The sequence below is a fragment of the Azovibrio restrictus DSM 23866 genome (genome assembly GCF_000429665.1).
Lineage (GTDB): Bacteria > Pseudomonadota > Gammaproteobacteria > Burkholderiales > Rhodocyclaceae > Azovibrio > Azovibrio restrictus.
This window is the reverse complement of record NZ_AUCH01000013.1, coordinates 61,143-75,648: the sequence shown is the minus strand read 5'-3', so window position 1 is coordinate 75,648 and position 14,506 is coordinate 61,143. Positions and strand designations below refer to the sequence as shown.

Sequence of the window (14,506 nt, the reverse complement as noted above, 5' to 3'; positions counted from 1 at the left end):
ATCCGAACCGGTTGTTGAACAACCCCGGTTGCGCCTCCTGGAAACAGCTTTTTGTGGTCCGCCTGGAAACCCGGTTGAAGGTTTGGTGGCGGCTCGGGCGCAGCCGGATTCGCTGCTCACGGTGGAGGCGGCCGTAGTTGCGTACTTGTCTGAAACCCTGGGGGGGCCTTTGCAGCAGCGGGGGCGGGCAGTCGGCGCTGGGCCGACGACATCCGATTGCAGCCTGTCACGAATGGATCAAGCTTGTCACGATTCAGTACATTTGACGAAAACTGCTGCAAGTCTGCTTTGCGAAGCTTGTCCGCGGTTTGTCATTTCGGCGCCAGCCGGAATCCATGCGGCAACCCGGAAGTCCCGGTTTCAGGGGCGGGTGTTGCCGTTGCTGTCCCGTAGTACGGCGCCAGTCATACACCATAAAGCAGGAGACACCGTGGAAGCGAACAACCCTTACGCCGCAGGTCTGGAACGCAATCAGGCCAATTACGTCCCCCTCTCTCCGCTCAGCTTCATCCGGCGGACGGCCTTCATCTACCCGAACCGCATCAGCACTATCCAGGGTGAGCGGCAATACACCTGGCAGGAAACCTACAGCCGCTGCCGCCAGCTGGCTTCCGCCCTGAAGGGCCGCGGCGTTCAGCCCGGGCAGACCGTGGCGGTGATGCTGCCCAATGTGTCTGCCATGTTCGAGGCCCACTTCGGCATTCCCATGCTCGGGGCCGTGCTCAATACCCTCAACACCCGTCTGGATGCCGAGGCCATTGCCTTCATGCTGCAGCACGGGGAAGCCAAGGTGCTGATCACCGATCTGGAATACTCGGCGGTGGTGGAACAGGCCCTGAAGCTGATGACTGGGCCCAAACCCGTGGTGATCGACGTGCTCGATCCGGACTTCACCGGCGGCAAGGCCCTGGGGGAAAAGGATTACGAGGCCTTCCTGGCCGAAGGTGACCCGGAATTCGAATGGTCGCTGCCCGCCGACGAGTGGGATGCCATCACCCTGAATTACACCTCCGGCACCACCGGCAATCCCAAGGGGGTGGTCTACCATCACCGGGGCGCCTATCTGAATGCCGCTTCCAACATCATTTCCTGGGGCATGCCACCCCACTCGGTCTACCTGTGGACCCTGCCCATGTTCCACTGCAACGGCTGGTGCTTCCCCTGGACCATGGCGGCCAATGCGGGCACCAACATCTGCCTGCGCAAGGTGGACCCGGCCGTGATCTACGACCTGGTGCGCCGGCACCGGATCACCCACATGTGCGGCGCGCCCATCGTGTATGGCATGCTCATCAATGCTCCGGACGAACTGCGCCAGGGCATCGAACATGAACTCAATGGCCTGATCGCCGGCGCTGCGCCTCCGGTGGCCATCATCGAGGGTTGCGAGCGGGTCGGCATCAACATCACCCACGTCTATGGCCTGACCGAAACCTACGGTCCGGCTTCCGTCTGCGCCAAGCATCCCGAATGGGACAAGCTGCCCATCGACCTGCGCGCCGGCCGCAACGGCCGCCAGGGGGTGCCTTACCACATGCAGGAAGCCATTTCCGTGCGCGACCCCGTGAGCCTGGAGCCGGTGCCCTGGGACGGGGAAACCATGGGCGAAATCATGTTCCGGGGCAACCTGGTGATGAAGGGCTACCTGAAGAACGAGAAGGCCACCGAGGAAGCCTTCCAGGGCGGCTGGTTCCACACCGGCGACCTGGCCGTGGTGCATACGGACGGCTACGTGAAGATCAAGGACCGTTCCAAGGACGTGATCATCTCCGGGGGCGAGAACATCTCTTCCCTGGAAGTGGAGGACGTGATCTACCGGCATCCGGCCGTGGTGGCCGCCGCCGTGGTGGCCAAGCCCGATCCCAAGTGGGGCGAGGTGCCCTGCGCCTTCGTGGAACTGAAGGACGGGGTGGAGGCCAGCGAGGCGGATATCATCGAGCACTGCCGCGGCCATCTGGCCCGCTTCAAGGTGCCCAAGTCCGTGGTGTTCGGGGCCCTGCCCAAGACCTCCACGGGCAAGATCCAGAAATACGTCCTGCGCCAGCATGCCAAGTCCGTGCTGGCCATCGAATAAGCAACGAGAAAACCGGAGTAGCCCCATGAAAGTACTGGTTCCCGTCAAACGGGTGGTCGATTACAACGTCAAGGTCCGCGTCAAGGCGGACGAGACCGGCGTGGATCTGGCCAACGTCAAGATGAGCATGAACCCCTTCGACGAAATCGCCGTGGAAGAGGCGGTGCGCCTCAAGGAAGCCGGCCTCGCCACCGAGGTGGTGGTAGTCAGCTGCGGCCCGGCCGCCTGTCAGGAAACCCTGCGCACGGCCCTGGCCATCGGCGCCGACCGGGCGATCCTGGTGGATTGCGGCGAGACCGAGCTGCAGCCCCTGGCCGTGGCCAAGCTGCTCAAGGCCGTCTGCGCCGCCGAGGCACCCCAGCTGGTGGTCTGCGGCAAGCAGGCCATCGATGATGACGCCAACCAGGTGGGCCAGATGCTGGCCGCCCTGCAGGGCTGGCCCCAGGCCACCTTCGCCTCCAAGCTGGTGCTGGCCGATGGCAAGGCCCAGGTGACCCGGGAAATCGACGGGGGCCTGGAAACCCTGGAAATCGGCCTGCCCGCCGTGGTGACCACCGACCTGCGGCTGAACGAGCCCCGCTACGCCAGCCTGCCCAACATCATGAAGGCCAAGAAAAAGCCCCTGGATACCACCACCCCGGCCACCCTGGGCGTGGACGTGGCGCCTCGCCTGAAGACCCTCAAGGTGAGCGAGCCGCCCCGGCGTCAGGGCGGGGCCAAGGTGGCCGACGTGGCTGATCTGGTGAACAAACTGAAGAACGAAGCAAAGGTGATCTGATGGCCATCCTCGTCATTGCCGAACACGACCACGCCAGCCTCAAGGCGGCAACCCGCAACACCCTGGCGGCCGCCGCCCGGCTGGGAGGCGACATTCACCTGCTGGTGGCCGGCAGCAATGCCGCCGCCGCGGCCCAGCAGGGCGCTGCCTGCGCCGGCGTCGCCAAGGTGCTGCTGGCCGATGCGCCCCAGTACGCCGAGCAGGGGGCCGAGAACGTGGCCGCCCTGGTGCTCTCTCTGGCCTCCGGCTATTCCCACATCCTGGCGCCCGCCTCCACCTTCGGCAAGAATTTCATGCCCCGGGTGGCCGCCCTTCTGGACGTGGCCCAGATTTCCGACATCGTCGCGGTGCAGTCCGCCGATACCTTCGTGCGTCCCATCTATGCCGGTAACGCCCTGGCCACCGTGCAGAGTGCCGACCCGGTCAAGGTCATCACCGTGCGCGGCACCGCCTTCGACCCGGTGGCCGATGGCGGCAGCGCCCCGGTGGAAGCCGTGGCCGGCGCCGCCGACAGCGGCCAGAGCAAGCTCCTGGGCCGGGAACTGACCGTGTCCGCCCGTCCCGAGCTGGGGGCCGCCAAGGTCATCGTCTCCGGCGGCCGTGGCCTGGGCAGCGGCGACAAGTACCGGGAGCTGCTGGAGCCCCTGGCCGACAAGCTGGGTGCCGCCCTGGGGGCTTCCCGGGCCGCCGTGGATGCGGGCTTCGTGCCCAACGACTTCCAGGTGGGCCAGACCGGCAAGATCGTCGCGCCCCAGCTCTATCTGGCCATCGGCATCTCCGGTGCCATCCAGCATCTGGCCGGCATGAAGGATTCCAAGGTCATCGTGGCCATCAACAAGGATCCGGACGCCCCCATCTTCCAGGTGGCCGACTACGGCCTGGTGGCAGACCTGAACGAGGCCGTGCCCCAGCTGATCGCCGCTCTCTGAGGCGCGCGGCAGCCGTCCTTCCCATAATGACCGCCGGCCCCAGGAGGGCCGGCGGCGACCGATAACGGAGAAACCATGAGCACCTACATCGCTCCCGTGCGCGACATGCGCTTCGTCCTCAATGAACTGGCCGGCCTGGAAGAAATCACCGGCCTGCCCGGTTTCGAGGAGACCGATACGGAACTGGTGGAAGCCATCCTCGACGAGGCCGGCAAGTTCGCCGCCGAGGTCATCGATCCCATCAACGCCAAGGGCGACCGCCAGGGTGCCGTGTGCAAGGACGGGGAGGTCACCACCTCCCCCGGCTACAAGGAAGCTTTCCAGCTCTTCTGCGAGACCGGCTGGCACGCCATGCCCGCCAGTCCCGAGTACGGCGGCCAGGGCCTGCCGCACCTGGTGACCATGGCCGTGTCGGAAATGTGGAAGTCCGCCAGCATCGCCTTCGGCCTCTGCCCCATGCTCACCAACGGCGCCGTGGAAGCCATCGCCCACCACGGTTCCGACGCCCTCAAGGCCAAGTACCTGCCCAACATGGTGGCCGGCGTCTGGACCGGCACCATGAACCTGACCGAGCCCCAGGCCGGTTCCGATCTGGCCGCCATCCGCAGCAAGGCCGTGCCCCAGGCCGACGGCAGCTACCGCATCAGCGGCACCAAGATCTTCATCACCTGGGGTGAGCACGATGTGGCGGAAAACATCATCCACCTGGTGCTGGCCCGCCTGCCCGATGCGCCTCCGGGAGTGAAGGGCATCTCCTTGTTCCTGGTGCCCAAGTTCCTGGTGAACGACGACGGCAGCCTGGGCGCGCGCAACGACTTGGTGTGCGCCTCCATCGAACACAAGCTGGGCATCCACGCCAGCCCCACCGCCGTCATGTCCTTTGGCGAAAAGGACGGCGCCATCGGCTGGCTGATCGGCGAAGCCAACAAGGGTCTGGCTTACATGTTCACCATGATGAACCACGCCCGGCTCAACATCGGCATGGAAGGCCTGAGCGTTTCCGAACGCGCCTACCAGCACGCCCTGGCCTATGCCCGGGAGCGGGTCCAGGGCGCCCCCATCGGCGACCGTTCCGGCCAGGTGAAGCCCATCCTGCATCACCCGGACGTGCGCCGCATGCTGATGGACATGAAGTCCCGCACCGAAGCCATGCGCGCCCTGTCCTACTGGGTGGCCGGCCACATGGACCTGGCCAGCCATCATCCCGATGCGGCCCAGCAGGCCCGCAGCCAGGCCTACGTGGACCTGCTCACCCCGGTGGTCAAGGGCTGGTGCACCGAGAGCGCCGTGGAGATCACCTCCACCGGCATCCAGATTCACGGCGGCGTGGGCTTCGTGGAGGAAACCGGGGCCGCCCAGTATTTCCGCGATGCCCGCATCACGCCCATCTACGAAGGCACCACCGCCATCCAGGCCAATGACCTGATCGGCCGCAAGCTGGCCCGGGAAAAGAATGAAGCTGGCGAAACGGGCTTTACCGCCCGGGCCCTGCACGCCGAGATGGCCGCCCTGGCTGCCGAATTGGTGGCTGACGGCCAGCTGGCCGACCTGGGCCATGCCCTGGCAACCGCCGTCCAGGCCCTGCAGGAGGCCACCACCTGGCTGCTGCAGCACTACGACAGCGAACCCCAGGCCGCTGCCGCCGGCGCCGTCGCCTACCTGAAGCTGACCGGCATCGTGGTCGGCGGCTGGCTGATGGCCCGCTCTGCCCGCATCGCCCGGGATCACCTGGCGGCCGGCAGCAGCGACGACTTCTACAAGGCCAAGCTGAGCACGGCCCGTTACTTCGCCCAGCATCAACTGCCCCAGGCCGGCGGCCTGGCTGCTGCCATCACCGGCGGCAGCAGCTCGGTGCTGGAACTGCCCGAATCCCTCTTCTAAGGGGCCATGATGAGTACCGAACGGGAGTTCATGGAATACGACGTGGTGGTGGTGGGGGCCGGCCCGGCCGGCCTCGCCGCTGCCATCCGTCTCAAGCAGCTGGCGGCGGAGCAGGGGCGGGAACTATCCGTCTGCGTCCTGGAAAAGGGTTCCGAGGTGGGCGCCCACATCCTCTCCGGCGCCTGTTTCGAGCCCCGGGCCCTGGACGAGCTGCTGCCCGACTGGAAGGCCCTGGGGGCGCCCCTGCACACCCCGGCCACGGACGACCAGTTCCTGTTCCTCACCGAGACCGGCGCCCACCAGCTGCCGACCCCGCCCCAGATGCACAACCACGGCAACTACATCATCAGCCTGGGCAACCTGTGCCGCTGGCTGGCGGAGCAGGCCGAGGGACTGGGGGTGGAAATCTACCCGGGCTTTGCCGCCGCTGAGGTGCTCTACCACGAGGATGGCAGCGTCAAGGGCGTGGCCACCGGCGACATGGGGGTGGGCAAGGATGGCCAGCCCACCGGCAACTACCAGCCGGGCATGGAGCTGCACGCCCGCCAGACCATTTTCTCGGAAGGCTGCCGGGGTTCCCTGACCCAGGACCTGTTCGAGCGTTTCGAGCTGAGAAAGGACGCCCAGCCCCAGACCTACGGCATCGGCATCAAGGAGCTGTGGGAAGTGGACCCGGCCCGGCATCAGCCCGGCAAGATCGTGCACAGCATAGGCTGGCCCCTGAGCACCGACACCTATGGCGGCTCCTTCCTCTATCACCTGGAAAACAACCAGGTGGTGGTGGGCTTCGTGATCGGCCTCGACTACAAGAATCCCTGGCTGTCTCCCTTCGAGGAATTCCAGCGCTTCAAGACCCACCCCTCCGTGCGCGACACCTTCGCCGGTGGCCGGCGCATCGCCTACGGGGCCCGGGCCCTGTCGGAAGGGGGCTTCCAGTCCCTGCCCAAGCTGACCTTCCCGGGCGGCCTGCTGGTGGGGGATACCGCCGGTTTCCTCAACGTGCCCAAGATCAAGGGCAGCCACACGGCCATGAAGTCCGGCATGCTGGCGGCCGAGGCGGTGTTCGAGCACCTGGGCCGGGAAGGGGCGGGGACCGAGGTCAGCGCCTATCCGGAAAAACTCAAGGCCTCCTGGCTCTGGCAGGAGCTCCACGCGGTGCGCAACATCCGCCCGGGTTTCAAGTGGGGCCTCTGGCCCGGCCTGGCCCTGGCGGCCGTGGATACCTACCTGTTCCGCGGCAAGGCCCCCTGGACCCTCAGCCATCACGCCGATCACGCGGCCCTGGAAGAGAAATCCCGGCACGCGCCCATTGCCTATCCCAAGCCCGACGGGGTACTCACCTTCGACCGCCTGTCCTCGGTGTTCCTCTCCAGTACCAACCATGAGGAAAACCAGCGCTGCCACCTGCAGCTGCGGGATGAGGCTGTGCCCATCCGGGTGAACCTGGCCCGTTACGGGGCACCGGAGATCCGCTACTGTCCGGCCGGCGTCTATGAAATCCTGGGCGAGGAGGAGGGCCAGCCCCGGCTCCAGATCAACGCCCAGAACTGCCTGCACTGCAAGACCTGCGACATCAAGGACCCGACCCAGAACATCCACTGGACGGTGCCCGAAGGGGGCGGCGGGCCCAACTATCCGAACATGTGATTTGCATCAACCATCTGCGGTAAGGGTGGCTGTAGTGGTCTACCCTTCTTCAGGGGCCTTCGGGCCCCTTTTTTTTGCGCGTCCGAGCGGGGGCGGTTGAAGCGGGCCGGGATGATGTATAACCTGCCGGGTGTTTTTGCCGGGCGCCACTCCCTTCGTGCATCGGGGCTGGCCCGCTGCTTCCTGCTGTGCCGGCGTGGCGTGGCTGATCTTTTCTTGAATATCGAGTCGATGCGGAGTTTTCCTGGCTTCTGGCCGTTTTTTCTCCTTCTGGGGTTTCTGTGCTGCTTGCCGGGCCGCCCGCTCCTGGCTGCCCCGGCAGTGGTGCTGAGCCCGGAGGAACAGGCCTACCTGGCCCGGCTGGGCAGCGTCAGGATGTGCGTCGATCCCGACTGGGTGCCCTTCGAGCGCATCAATCAGGAAGGGCGCCACGAGGGGATCGCCGCCGATCTGGTGCAGCTGGTGGCGGCTCGGGTGGGGCTGCGCCTGGAGCTCTATCCCGTCCATAACTGGGAGGAAAGCCTGGCGGCGTCCCGGGCCGGGCGCTGCCAGATCATGAGTTTCCTCAACCAGACCCCGGAGCGGGATGCCTGGCTCGACTTTACCCAACCCATCTTTTCCGATCCCAACGTGATCATCACCCGGGAGGAGCACGACTTCATCCCGGACCTGAGCCGCCTCCGGGGCCAGCGGGTGGCCCTGCCCCGGGGCACCATGGTGGCGGAGCGGGTGCGCCGGGATTACCCCGAGCTGCAGGTGCTGCCCACCGCCAGTGAGGAGGAATCGGTGGCCCTGGTGTCCCGGCGCGAGGCGGACATGACCGTGCGCTCCCTGATCGTGGCGGCCTACGCCATCCGGAAGGAGGGGCTGTTCAACCTCAAGATCGCCGGCCAGATTCCCGAGTACACCAACCAGCTGCGCATCGGCGTGCTGAAGGAAGAGCCCCTGCTGCGCTCCATCCTCGACAAGGGCGTGGCCACCCTGACCCAGGCAGAACGGGACGAGATCGCCAGCCGCCACGTGGTGGTCCAGGTGCAGCGGGGCATCGACTACCGGCTGGTATGGCAGGTCCTGGGCGGCGCCCTGCTGGTGCTGGCGCTGGTCTATTACTGGAACCGCAAGCTGCGCCGCCTGAACCGGGAACTGGCGCGCCTGTCCGTCACTGACCGGCTCACCGGCCTCTACAACCGCCTGAAGCTGGATGAGGCCCTGGAGGGTGAGGTGCAGCGGGCCCTGCGTTTCGACCAGCCCTTCAGCCTGATCATCCTGGACCTGGACCATTTCAAGGGGGTCAATGACGACTATGGCCACCAGTTGGGGGACCAGGTGCTGATCCATCTGGCCCGCCTGCTCCAGGACAACACCCGGGAAACCGATGTGGTGGGGCGTTGGGGCGGTGAGGAATTCATGGTGATCTGCCCCCACACGGCCCTGGACGGGGCCCTGAGCCTGGCGGAAAAGCTGCGCCTGCTGCTGCAGGAATGCGCCTTCCCGGTGGTGGGCCCCAGGACGGCGAGTTTTGGTGTCAGCGCCTACCGGGCCGGGGATCAGGCCCGGGACCTGGTGGCCCGGGCCGACGCGGCCCTGTACACGGCCAAGCACCAGGGCCGCAACCGGGTCGAGGGGAGTTAGCTCATGGCCCCCTGGGCGCTGCTGGGACTGGTGCTGGCCGGGCTTGCCCCGGGGCTCCGGGCCGCAGAAAACTGGAGCGATGCCCTGGGGGAAAGCCGGGTGTTCGGCTACGCCAAGGCCATGTACGTGGCCGATGACAAGAAGGGCGGGCGTCCCAACCAGAGCACCCTGGGGGTGGGCGGCAAGCTGGGGGTCGCCACCGGCGAGTTCCAGGGCTTCAGCCTCCTGGGGGCCTGGTATGCCACCTCCGACCTGGGGCTGCGCAGCCACGATCCGCGCCGCACCGATGCCTATATGTTCGACCTGGACAAGCGGCCCTACCAGCTCTGGGGCGAGGCCCAGCTGATCTATCGCCAGGGGGAGGCGCGGCTGGTCCTGGGGCGCCAGGAGATCCTCTCCCCCCTGGTCAACAGCTACGACTACCGCATCATCCCCAACCTGTTCGAGGCGGCCACCCTGAGCCTGCCGGCCGGGGCCGACACCCGCCTGACCCTGGCCTACCTGACGCGCATGTCGGGCCTGGACGGCCTGGTGAGCTTTTCCGAGTTCCGCAGCATGTCCCAGCAGGCCTACACCTCCCTGATGCTGGATGGGGCCGGGCGGGTGGACGGCAGCCACGGGGAAACCCTGGACCTGTCCCGGGTGGTGGGGCACCGGGGCGCCTGGCTGGCGGGCCTGGTCCATGAGCGGGGGGATTACCGGCTGCAGCTCTGGAACAGTTTTGGGCGCGATACCTTGAATACGCTCTATGGGGATGGCCGTCTGCGTCACGGCCTGGAGGGGGGCGCTGCCCTGGTGCTGGAGGCCCAGGCCTACCAGGTGCGGGCGGTGGGGGGCTTCCGGGATTATCTGGCGCGCCTGGGGCTCAGTGCCGATTACGGGCTCTGGGGGCTCAAGGGGAGCTATGAGCACCAGCCCTGGGGCCTGCGCCTCAGCCTGGCCCACAACCGCTTTGGCGGCGACGGCCGCACGGTGACGGCCTACGGCAACTGGGGCGGCTACCCGGAATTCGTGTCCATGCCCTATCTGTACGCGGAGCAGGACAAGGCCACGCCCATCGCCCGCAGCCGTCTTTCCCGCCTGACCCTGGGGCTGGACCTGGGGCCCTACGGCCTGCAGGGGCACAGCCTGCTGTGGAGCTTCTCCCGCATCGATCCCGATGCGGCCCTGCTTCCGGGCGGGGCCATCCGCGTCCATGGCCTGCTCTGGCGGGCCCGTCTGACGCCGGAGCTGAGCGCCCGGCTGCAGCTGGAGGCCCGGAACTCGGGAAAATCCCGCTACGACAACGAGTTCGCCGCCCTGTCCCTACGCTACGATTTCTGAGCCGCAGCCTCGTCGTTGCCGCCCGGGGCGGCCGGCGCTTCCTGCCAGCGCCGCACGCTGCGCTGGAAGAACAGGCTGTTGGGCACCTGCAGCTGGCTGCTGCCTTTTTCCCCGTGGTCTTCCTGCAAGGTGGTGTAGATCAGGTTGATGTCCACCACCTGGCCGCCCAGGCCGGGCTTGTCGCCGCTTTCCAGGATTTCCACCCGGTCATGGAGGCGGAAGGGCCGGACGGTGTAGATCAGCACCGAACAGAAGATGTTGGAGAGCACGCTCCAGGCGGCGAAAAAGGCCACCGCGGCCACCGTGGCGAAGCTGGTGAAGGCGGTCCACAGCACGGTGCCCGAAACCCCGGCCCGGTCCAGGATCAGCAGCAGGGCGCCGCCGAAAATCAGGAAGGTGCTGGTGCGGCAGCCGCCCACCAGGAGCTCCAGGGGCAGGCCGTGGCGCTGGCAGAGGCTGCGGATGAAGCGATGCACCAGGGTGCGCAGCAGGGTGGCCGCGAGCAGGATGAGGACGGTCTGCAGGCCCAGGGTGATCAGGTCCAGCCAGGGATGGGCCCAGTCAGGCAGAAATTCGCGCATGGGGTGTCCGGTCGTCGAGGAGGGGCCGAGCCACCCCGGAGCCGTCTGCCACTGGGGGCAGGGCGGACCGGGGCGGGCTTCCGGGGGCCGGAAGCCCGGGGCTCAGAGGTTGAGCAGGGTCTGGGTGTGGTGGGCGATCATCCATTCCTCGTTGGTGGGGATCACCAGCACGTCCACGGTGCTGTCCGGGGCGCTGATGCGGATGTCGTGGCGGGCATTGGCCTCCGGCGACAGCTTGACGCCCAGCCAGCCGGCCTGGAGGGCTACCCGGCGCCGTACTTCGGCGGCGTGTTCGCCGATGCCGCCGGTAAACACCAGGGCATCCAGCCCGCCAGCAGCGGCAGACAGGGAACCCAGTTCCCGGGCGATGCGGTAGCAGTAGAGATCCACCGCCTCGTTGGCCTCGGGCTTGTCGGAAGCGAGCAGGGTGCGCATGTCCTGGCTGATGCCGGAGACGCCCAGCAGGCCCGATTCCTTGTAGAGCAGCTTGGTCAGCTCCTTCACCCCCATGCCCTTGTTTTCCATCAGGTAGAGGATCACGCCCGGGTCCAGGTTGCCGGTACGGGTGCCCATCATCAGGCCATCCACGGCGGTGAAGCCCATGGTGGAGGCGACGCCCTTCCTGTTCACCATGGCGGCCATGCTCGAGCCGTTGCCTAGGTGGCAGATCACCACCCGGCCTTCGGCCCGGGGTGAATGCTGGGGCAGGACCCGGGCGATGTACTCGTAGGAGAGGCCGTGGAAGCCATAGCGGCGCACCCCTTCGGCGGTGATGTGACGGGGTAGGCCGAAGACCTGGGCCACGTCCGGCTGGTGCCGGTGGAAGGCGGTGTCGAAGCAGGCCACCTGGGGCACTTCCGGCATCAGGGTCTGGATGGCGTGCACGCCGGCCAGGTTGTGGGGCTGGTGCAGGGGGGCCAGGGGGGTCAGGGCCGCCAGCTGTTCCTGGGTGCCCTGGTCCAGGCGGATGGGCTTGGCGTAGCGTTGCCCGCCGTGCACCACCCGGTGGCCCACGGCGATGATTTCCCGGCCGGCGCTGTGGTCCGCATACCACTTGAACAGGTAGTCGAAGGCCTGCTGGTGGTTGGGGTTATCCAGGGGCAGGCGGTCATCGGCCACCTTGATCTGGGCATGGTCCTTGGCCACCAGCTTGGCTTCGGCGGTGCCGATGCCGTCGATCTGGCCCGACACCAGGGCCGTGTCCGAGAGGGGGTGAGTGAGGGAGAAGATGGCGAACTTGATCGAGGACGAGCCCGCGTTGATGGTCAGGATGGCCTGGTTGTTCATGGTTCAGGCCCCGCCTTTCTTGCGGTTGGCGTGGGCGATCAGGGCGGCCACGGCGCAGGAGGCGGTGCGGGTTTCGGCAGTATCGGCCCGGGAGGTGAGGATGATGGGCACCTTGGCACCCAGCACCACCCCGGCGGTCAGGGCGTTGGCCAGGTATTCGAGCTGCTTGGCCACCATGTTGCCGGACTCCAGGTCGGGCACCACCAGGATTTCCGCATGGCCGGCCACCGAGGAGCGGATGCCCTTGGTGATGGCGGCCTCGATGGAGACGGCGTTGTCGAAGGCCAGGGGGCCGTCCAGGACGCCACCCTTGATCTGACCCCGGTCCGCCATCTTGCACAGGGCGGCGGCATGGAGGGTGGATTCGATCTTGGGATTGACGGTTTCCACGGCGGAGAGAATGGCCACCTTGGGTTCGGGAATACCCATCACGTGGGCCAGGTCGATGGCGTTCTGGATGATGTCCACCTTCTCTTCCAGGGTCGGCGCGATGTTGATCGCCGCGTCGGTGATCAGCAGGGGCCGGTGGTAGGTGGGCACGTCCATCAGGAACACGTGGCTGATGCGCCGGGCTGTGCGCAGGCCGTTGGCGCGGGACACCACTTCGCCCATCAGTTCGTCCGTGTGCAGGCTGCCCTTCATCAGGGCTTCCGCGTCGCCGGTGCGCACCAGGGTCACGGCCAGGGCGGCGGATTCGTGGCTGTGCTTGGTATCGACGATGCGGATGCCGTGCAAGTCGATGCCGAACTCCTCGGCCACGGAGCGGATCTTGGACTCGGGACCCACCAGGATGGGCTCGATCAGCCCTTCCTGGGCCGCCATCACGGGGCCCTTCAGGGATTCCTTGTCGCAGGGGTGGGCCACGGCCACGGGAATCGGCTCCAGGCCCTTGGCCCGGCCGATCAGGCGCTTGTAGCGTTCTTCCTTGGTGTCCAGGGTCACGTCGGGCATGTGCATGGCCCGGCGTTCCACCTTTTCGGTGGGGGCCAGCACCTCGGCGGTGCCATGCACCACCGGCAGGTTGTCCTGGTTCACGCAGGTGCAGTCCAGGATCAGGTGCTTGTTGTGGTCGAACTTCTGCTTGGCTGTCACCGTGATGGTGATGGTGTCGCCCACCCGCACCGGGCGGGCGAAGTGCAGGGACTGGTCGATCAGGATGGTGCCGGGGCCGGGGAACTGGGTGCCCAGCACCGTGGAAATCAGGGAGCCGCTCCACATGCCGTGGGCCACCACTTCCCGGAAGATGCCGCTGTGGGCGAATTCCGGGTCCACCACGGCCGGGTTCACGTCGCCGCTCATGATGGCGAACAGCTTGATGTCCTCGGCCTGGAGGGTGCGGGTCAGCGAGGAACTGTCGCCAACCTGGATCTCGTCAAAGGTGCGATTGACGATCATGCGTTCTTGTTGGGCTATATGCATGGAAACTCTCCCTGAAAGTCTGGATTAACCGACGATGTGGTAGCCACCGTCGATGTGGATGGTGCCGCCGGTGAGGCTCTTGGCCACGTCACTGACCAGGTAGGCGGACAGGGCGCCGATGTCCTCGATGGAGACCAGGGTGTGCAGGGGAGCACGCTCGATGGCGTTTTCCATCAGCTTGTCGAATTCCTTGATGCCGGAAGCGGCCCGGGTCTGCAGGGGGCCCGGGGAAATGGCATGCACCCGGATGCCCTTGGGGCCCAGTTCCGCGGCCAGGTAGCGGGATACGGACTGGAGCGCCGCCTTGACCGGGCCCATTATGCCGTAGTTCTCGATCACTTCGTCGGCGCCCATGTAGCTCATGGTCAGCAGGCAGCCGCCGTCCTTCATCAGGGGTTCGGCCAGCTTAGCCATGCGCACGAAGGAGTGGCAGGAGATGTCCATGGCGCGCATGAAGCCTTCGCGGCTGGAGTCGGTGACCCGGCCGTGCAGGTCATCCTTGGGGGCGAAGGCAATGGAGTGCACCAGGAAGTCCAGCTTGCCCCATTTTTCCTCGATCAGCTTGAACAGGGCTTCGAGCTGCTCGGGCTGTTCCACATCCAGGGGGGCGATGATGTCGGCACCGAGGATTTCTGCCAGGGGACGCACGTAGGTTTCGGACTTGGCGTTCATGTAGGTGATGGCCAGATCGGCGCCACAGAGGTCGAAGGCCTTGGCGCAGCCGTAGGCGATGCTGTGATTGTTGGCGACGCCGACGACCAGGCCTTTTTTACCGTGCAGATTGAACATGATGGAGTGACTCCCTTGTTTTGAATGAATTGAGTGACAGTATAGATTTTTTTGCGCTGCAGCAAAATGTTCTCTGCTACGGGTGCTGCTCCCGCTTGCTTGCTAGCTTATAGGACTTTTTGCGTATGCATATGAATGAATTATGACCCGGAAGGGTTTGATCCAG

General features: G+C 66.2%; 11 protein-coding genes. 7 read left to right on the top strand and 4 right to left on the bottom strand.

Annotated elements, in window-relative coordinates:
- Window positions 1-430 precede the first annotated feature (430 nt).
- The 7 genes from G474_RS0111540 to G474_RS0111510 all read left to right on the top strand — a co-directional run bounded on the left by G474_RS0111540 (window position 431) and on the right by G474_RS0111510 (window position 10,264).
- A complete protein-coding gene (locus G474_RS0111540; RefSeq protein ID WP_026687111.1) occupies window positions 431-2,074 on the top strand; it encodes an acyl-CoA synthetase in 1,644 nt (547 codons plus the stop codon).
- A 25-nt stretch (window positions 2,075-2,099) separates the two neighbouring features.
- Window positions 2,100-2,852, top strand: coding sequence for an electron transfer flavoprotein subunit beta/FixA family protein (locus G474_RS0111535; RefSeq protein WP_026687110.1), 753 nt, complete (start codon window positions 2,100-2,102; stop codon window positions 2,850-2,852).
- Complete coding sequence (locus G474_RS0111530; protein WP_026687109.1) at window positions 2,852-3,781, top strand: electron transfer flavoprotein subunit alpha/FixB family protein; 930 nt, start codon at window positions 2,852-2,854, stop codon at window positions 3,779-3,781. Before G474_RS0111535 ends, G474_RS0111530 begins: the two co-directional genes overlap by 1 nt.
- Window positions 3,782-3,856: 75 nt before the next feature.
- A complete protein-coding gene (locus G474_RS0111525; RefSeq protein ID WP_026687108.1) occupies window positions 3,857-5,662 on the top strand; it encodes an acyl-CoA dehydrogenase in 1,806 nt (601 codons plus the stop codon).
- A 9-nt stretch (window positions 5,663-5,671) separates the two neighbouring features.
- On the top strand, window positions 5,672-7,309 hold the full coding sequence (locus G474_RS0111520; protein ID WP_026687107.1) for an electron transfer flavoprotein-ubiquinone oxidoreductase: 1,638 nt from the start codon (window positions 5,672-5,674) through the stop codon (window positions 7,307-7,309).
- Between the two features lie 288 nt (window positions 7,310-7,597).
- Window positions 7,598-8,941, top strand: coding sequence for a diguanylate cyclase (locus G474_RS0111515; RefSeq protein ID WP_026687106.1), 1,344 nt, complete (start codon window positions 7,598-7,600; stop codon window positions 8,939-8,941).
- A gap of 3 nt (window positions 8,942-8,944) precedes the next feature.
- Window positions 8,945-10,264 carry a hypothetical protein gene (locus tag G474_RS0111510; protein ID WP_026687105.1) on the top strand — a complete coding sequence of 440 codons (1,320 nt, stop codon included), beginning with the start codon at window positions 8,945-8,947 and terminating at the stop codon, window positions 10,262-10,264.
- On the opposite strand, the gene G474_RS0111505 is transcribed toward G474_RS0111510, so the two are convergent.
- The 4 genes from G474_RS0111505 to fabI form a co-directional block, all read right to left on the bottom strand.
- Entirely contained in the window at window positions 10,252-10,845 is a 594-nt protein-coding gene (locus G474_RS0111505; protein ID WP_026687104.1) for a mechanosensitive ion channel family protein, read from the bottom strand. The two genes, G474_RS0111510 and G474_RS0111505, sit on opposite strands and share 13 nt — an antisense overlap.
- A 102-nt stretch (window positions 10,846-10,947) precedes the next feature.
- Window positions 10,948-12,132: an acetate/propionate family kinase gene (locus tag G474_RS0111500; protein WP_026687103.1), complete on the bottom strand. Its 1,185-nt coding sequence runs from the start codon at window positions 12,130-12,132 to the stop codon at window positions 10,948-10,950.
- A gap of 3 nt (window positions 12,133-12,135) precedes the next feature.
- Window positions 12,136-13,551: a bifunctional enoyl-CoA hydratase/phosphate acetyltransferase gene (locus tag G474_RS0111495; protein WP_026687102.1), complete on the bottom strand. Its 1,416-nt coding sequence runs from the start codon at window positions 13,549-13,551 to the stop codon at window positions 12,136-12,138.
- Between the two features lie 24 nt (window positions 13,552-13,575).
- Window positions 13,576-14,340, bottom strand: a complete 765-nt coding sequence (fabI, locus tag G474_RS0111490; protein ID WP_026687101.1) for an enoyl-ACP reductase FabI — start codon at window positions 14,338-14,340, stop codon at window positions 13,576-13,578.
- Between the last annotated feature and the right edge of the window lie 166 nt (window positions 14,341-14,506).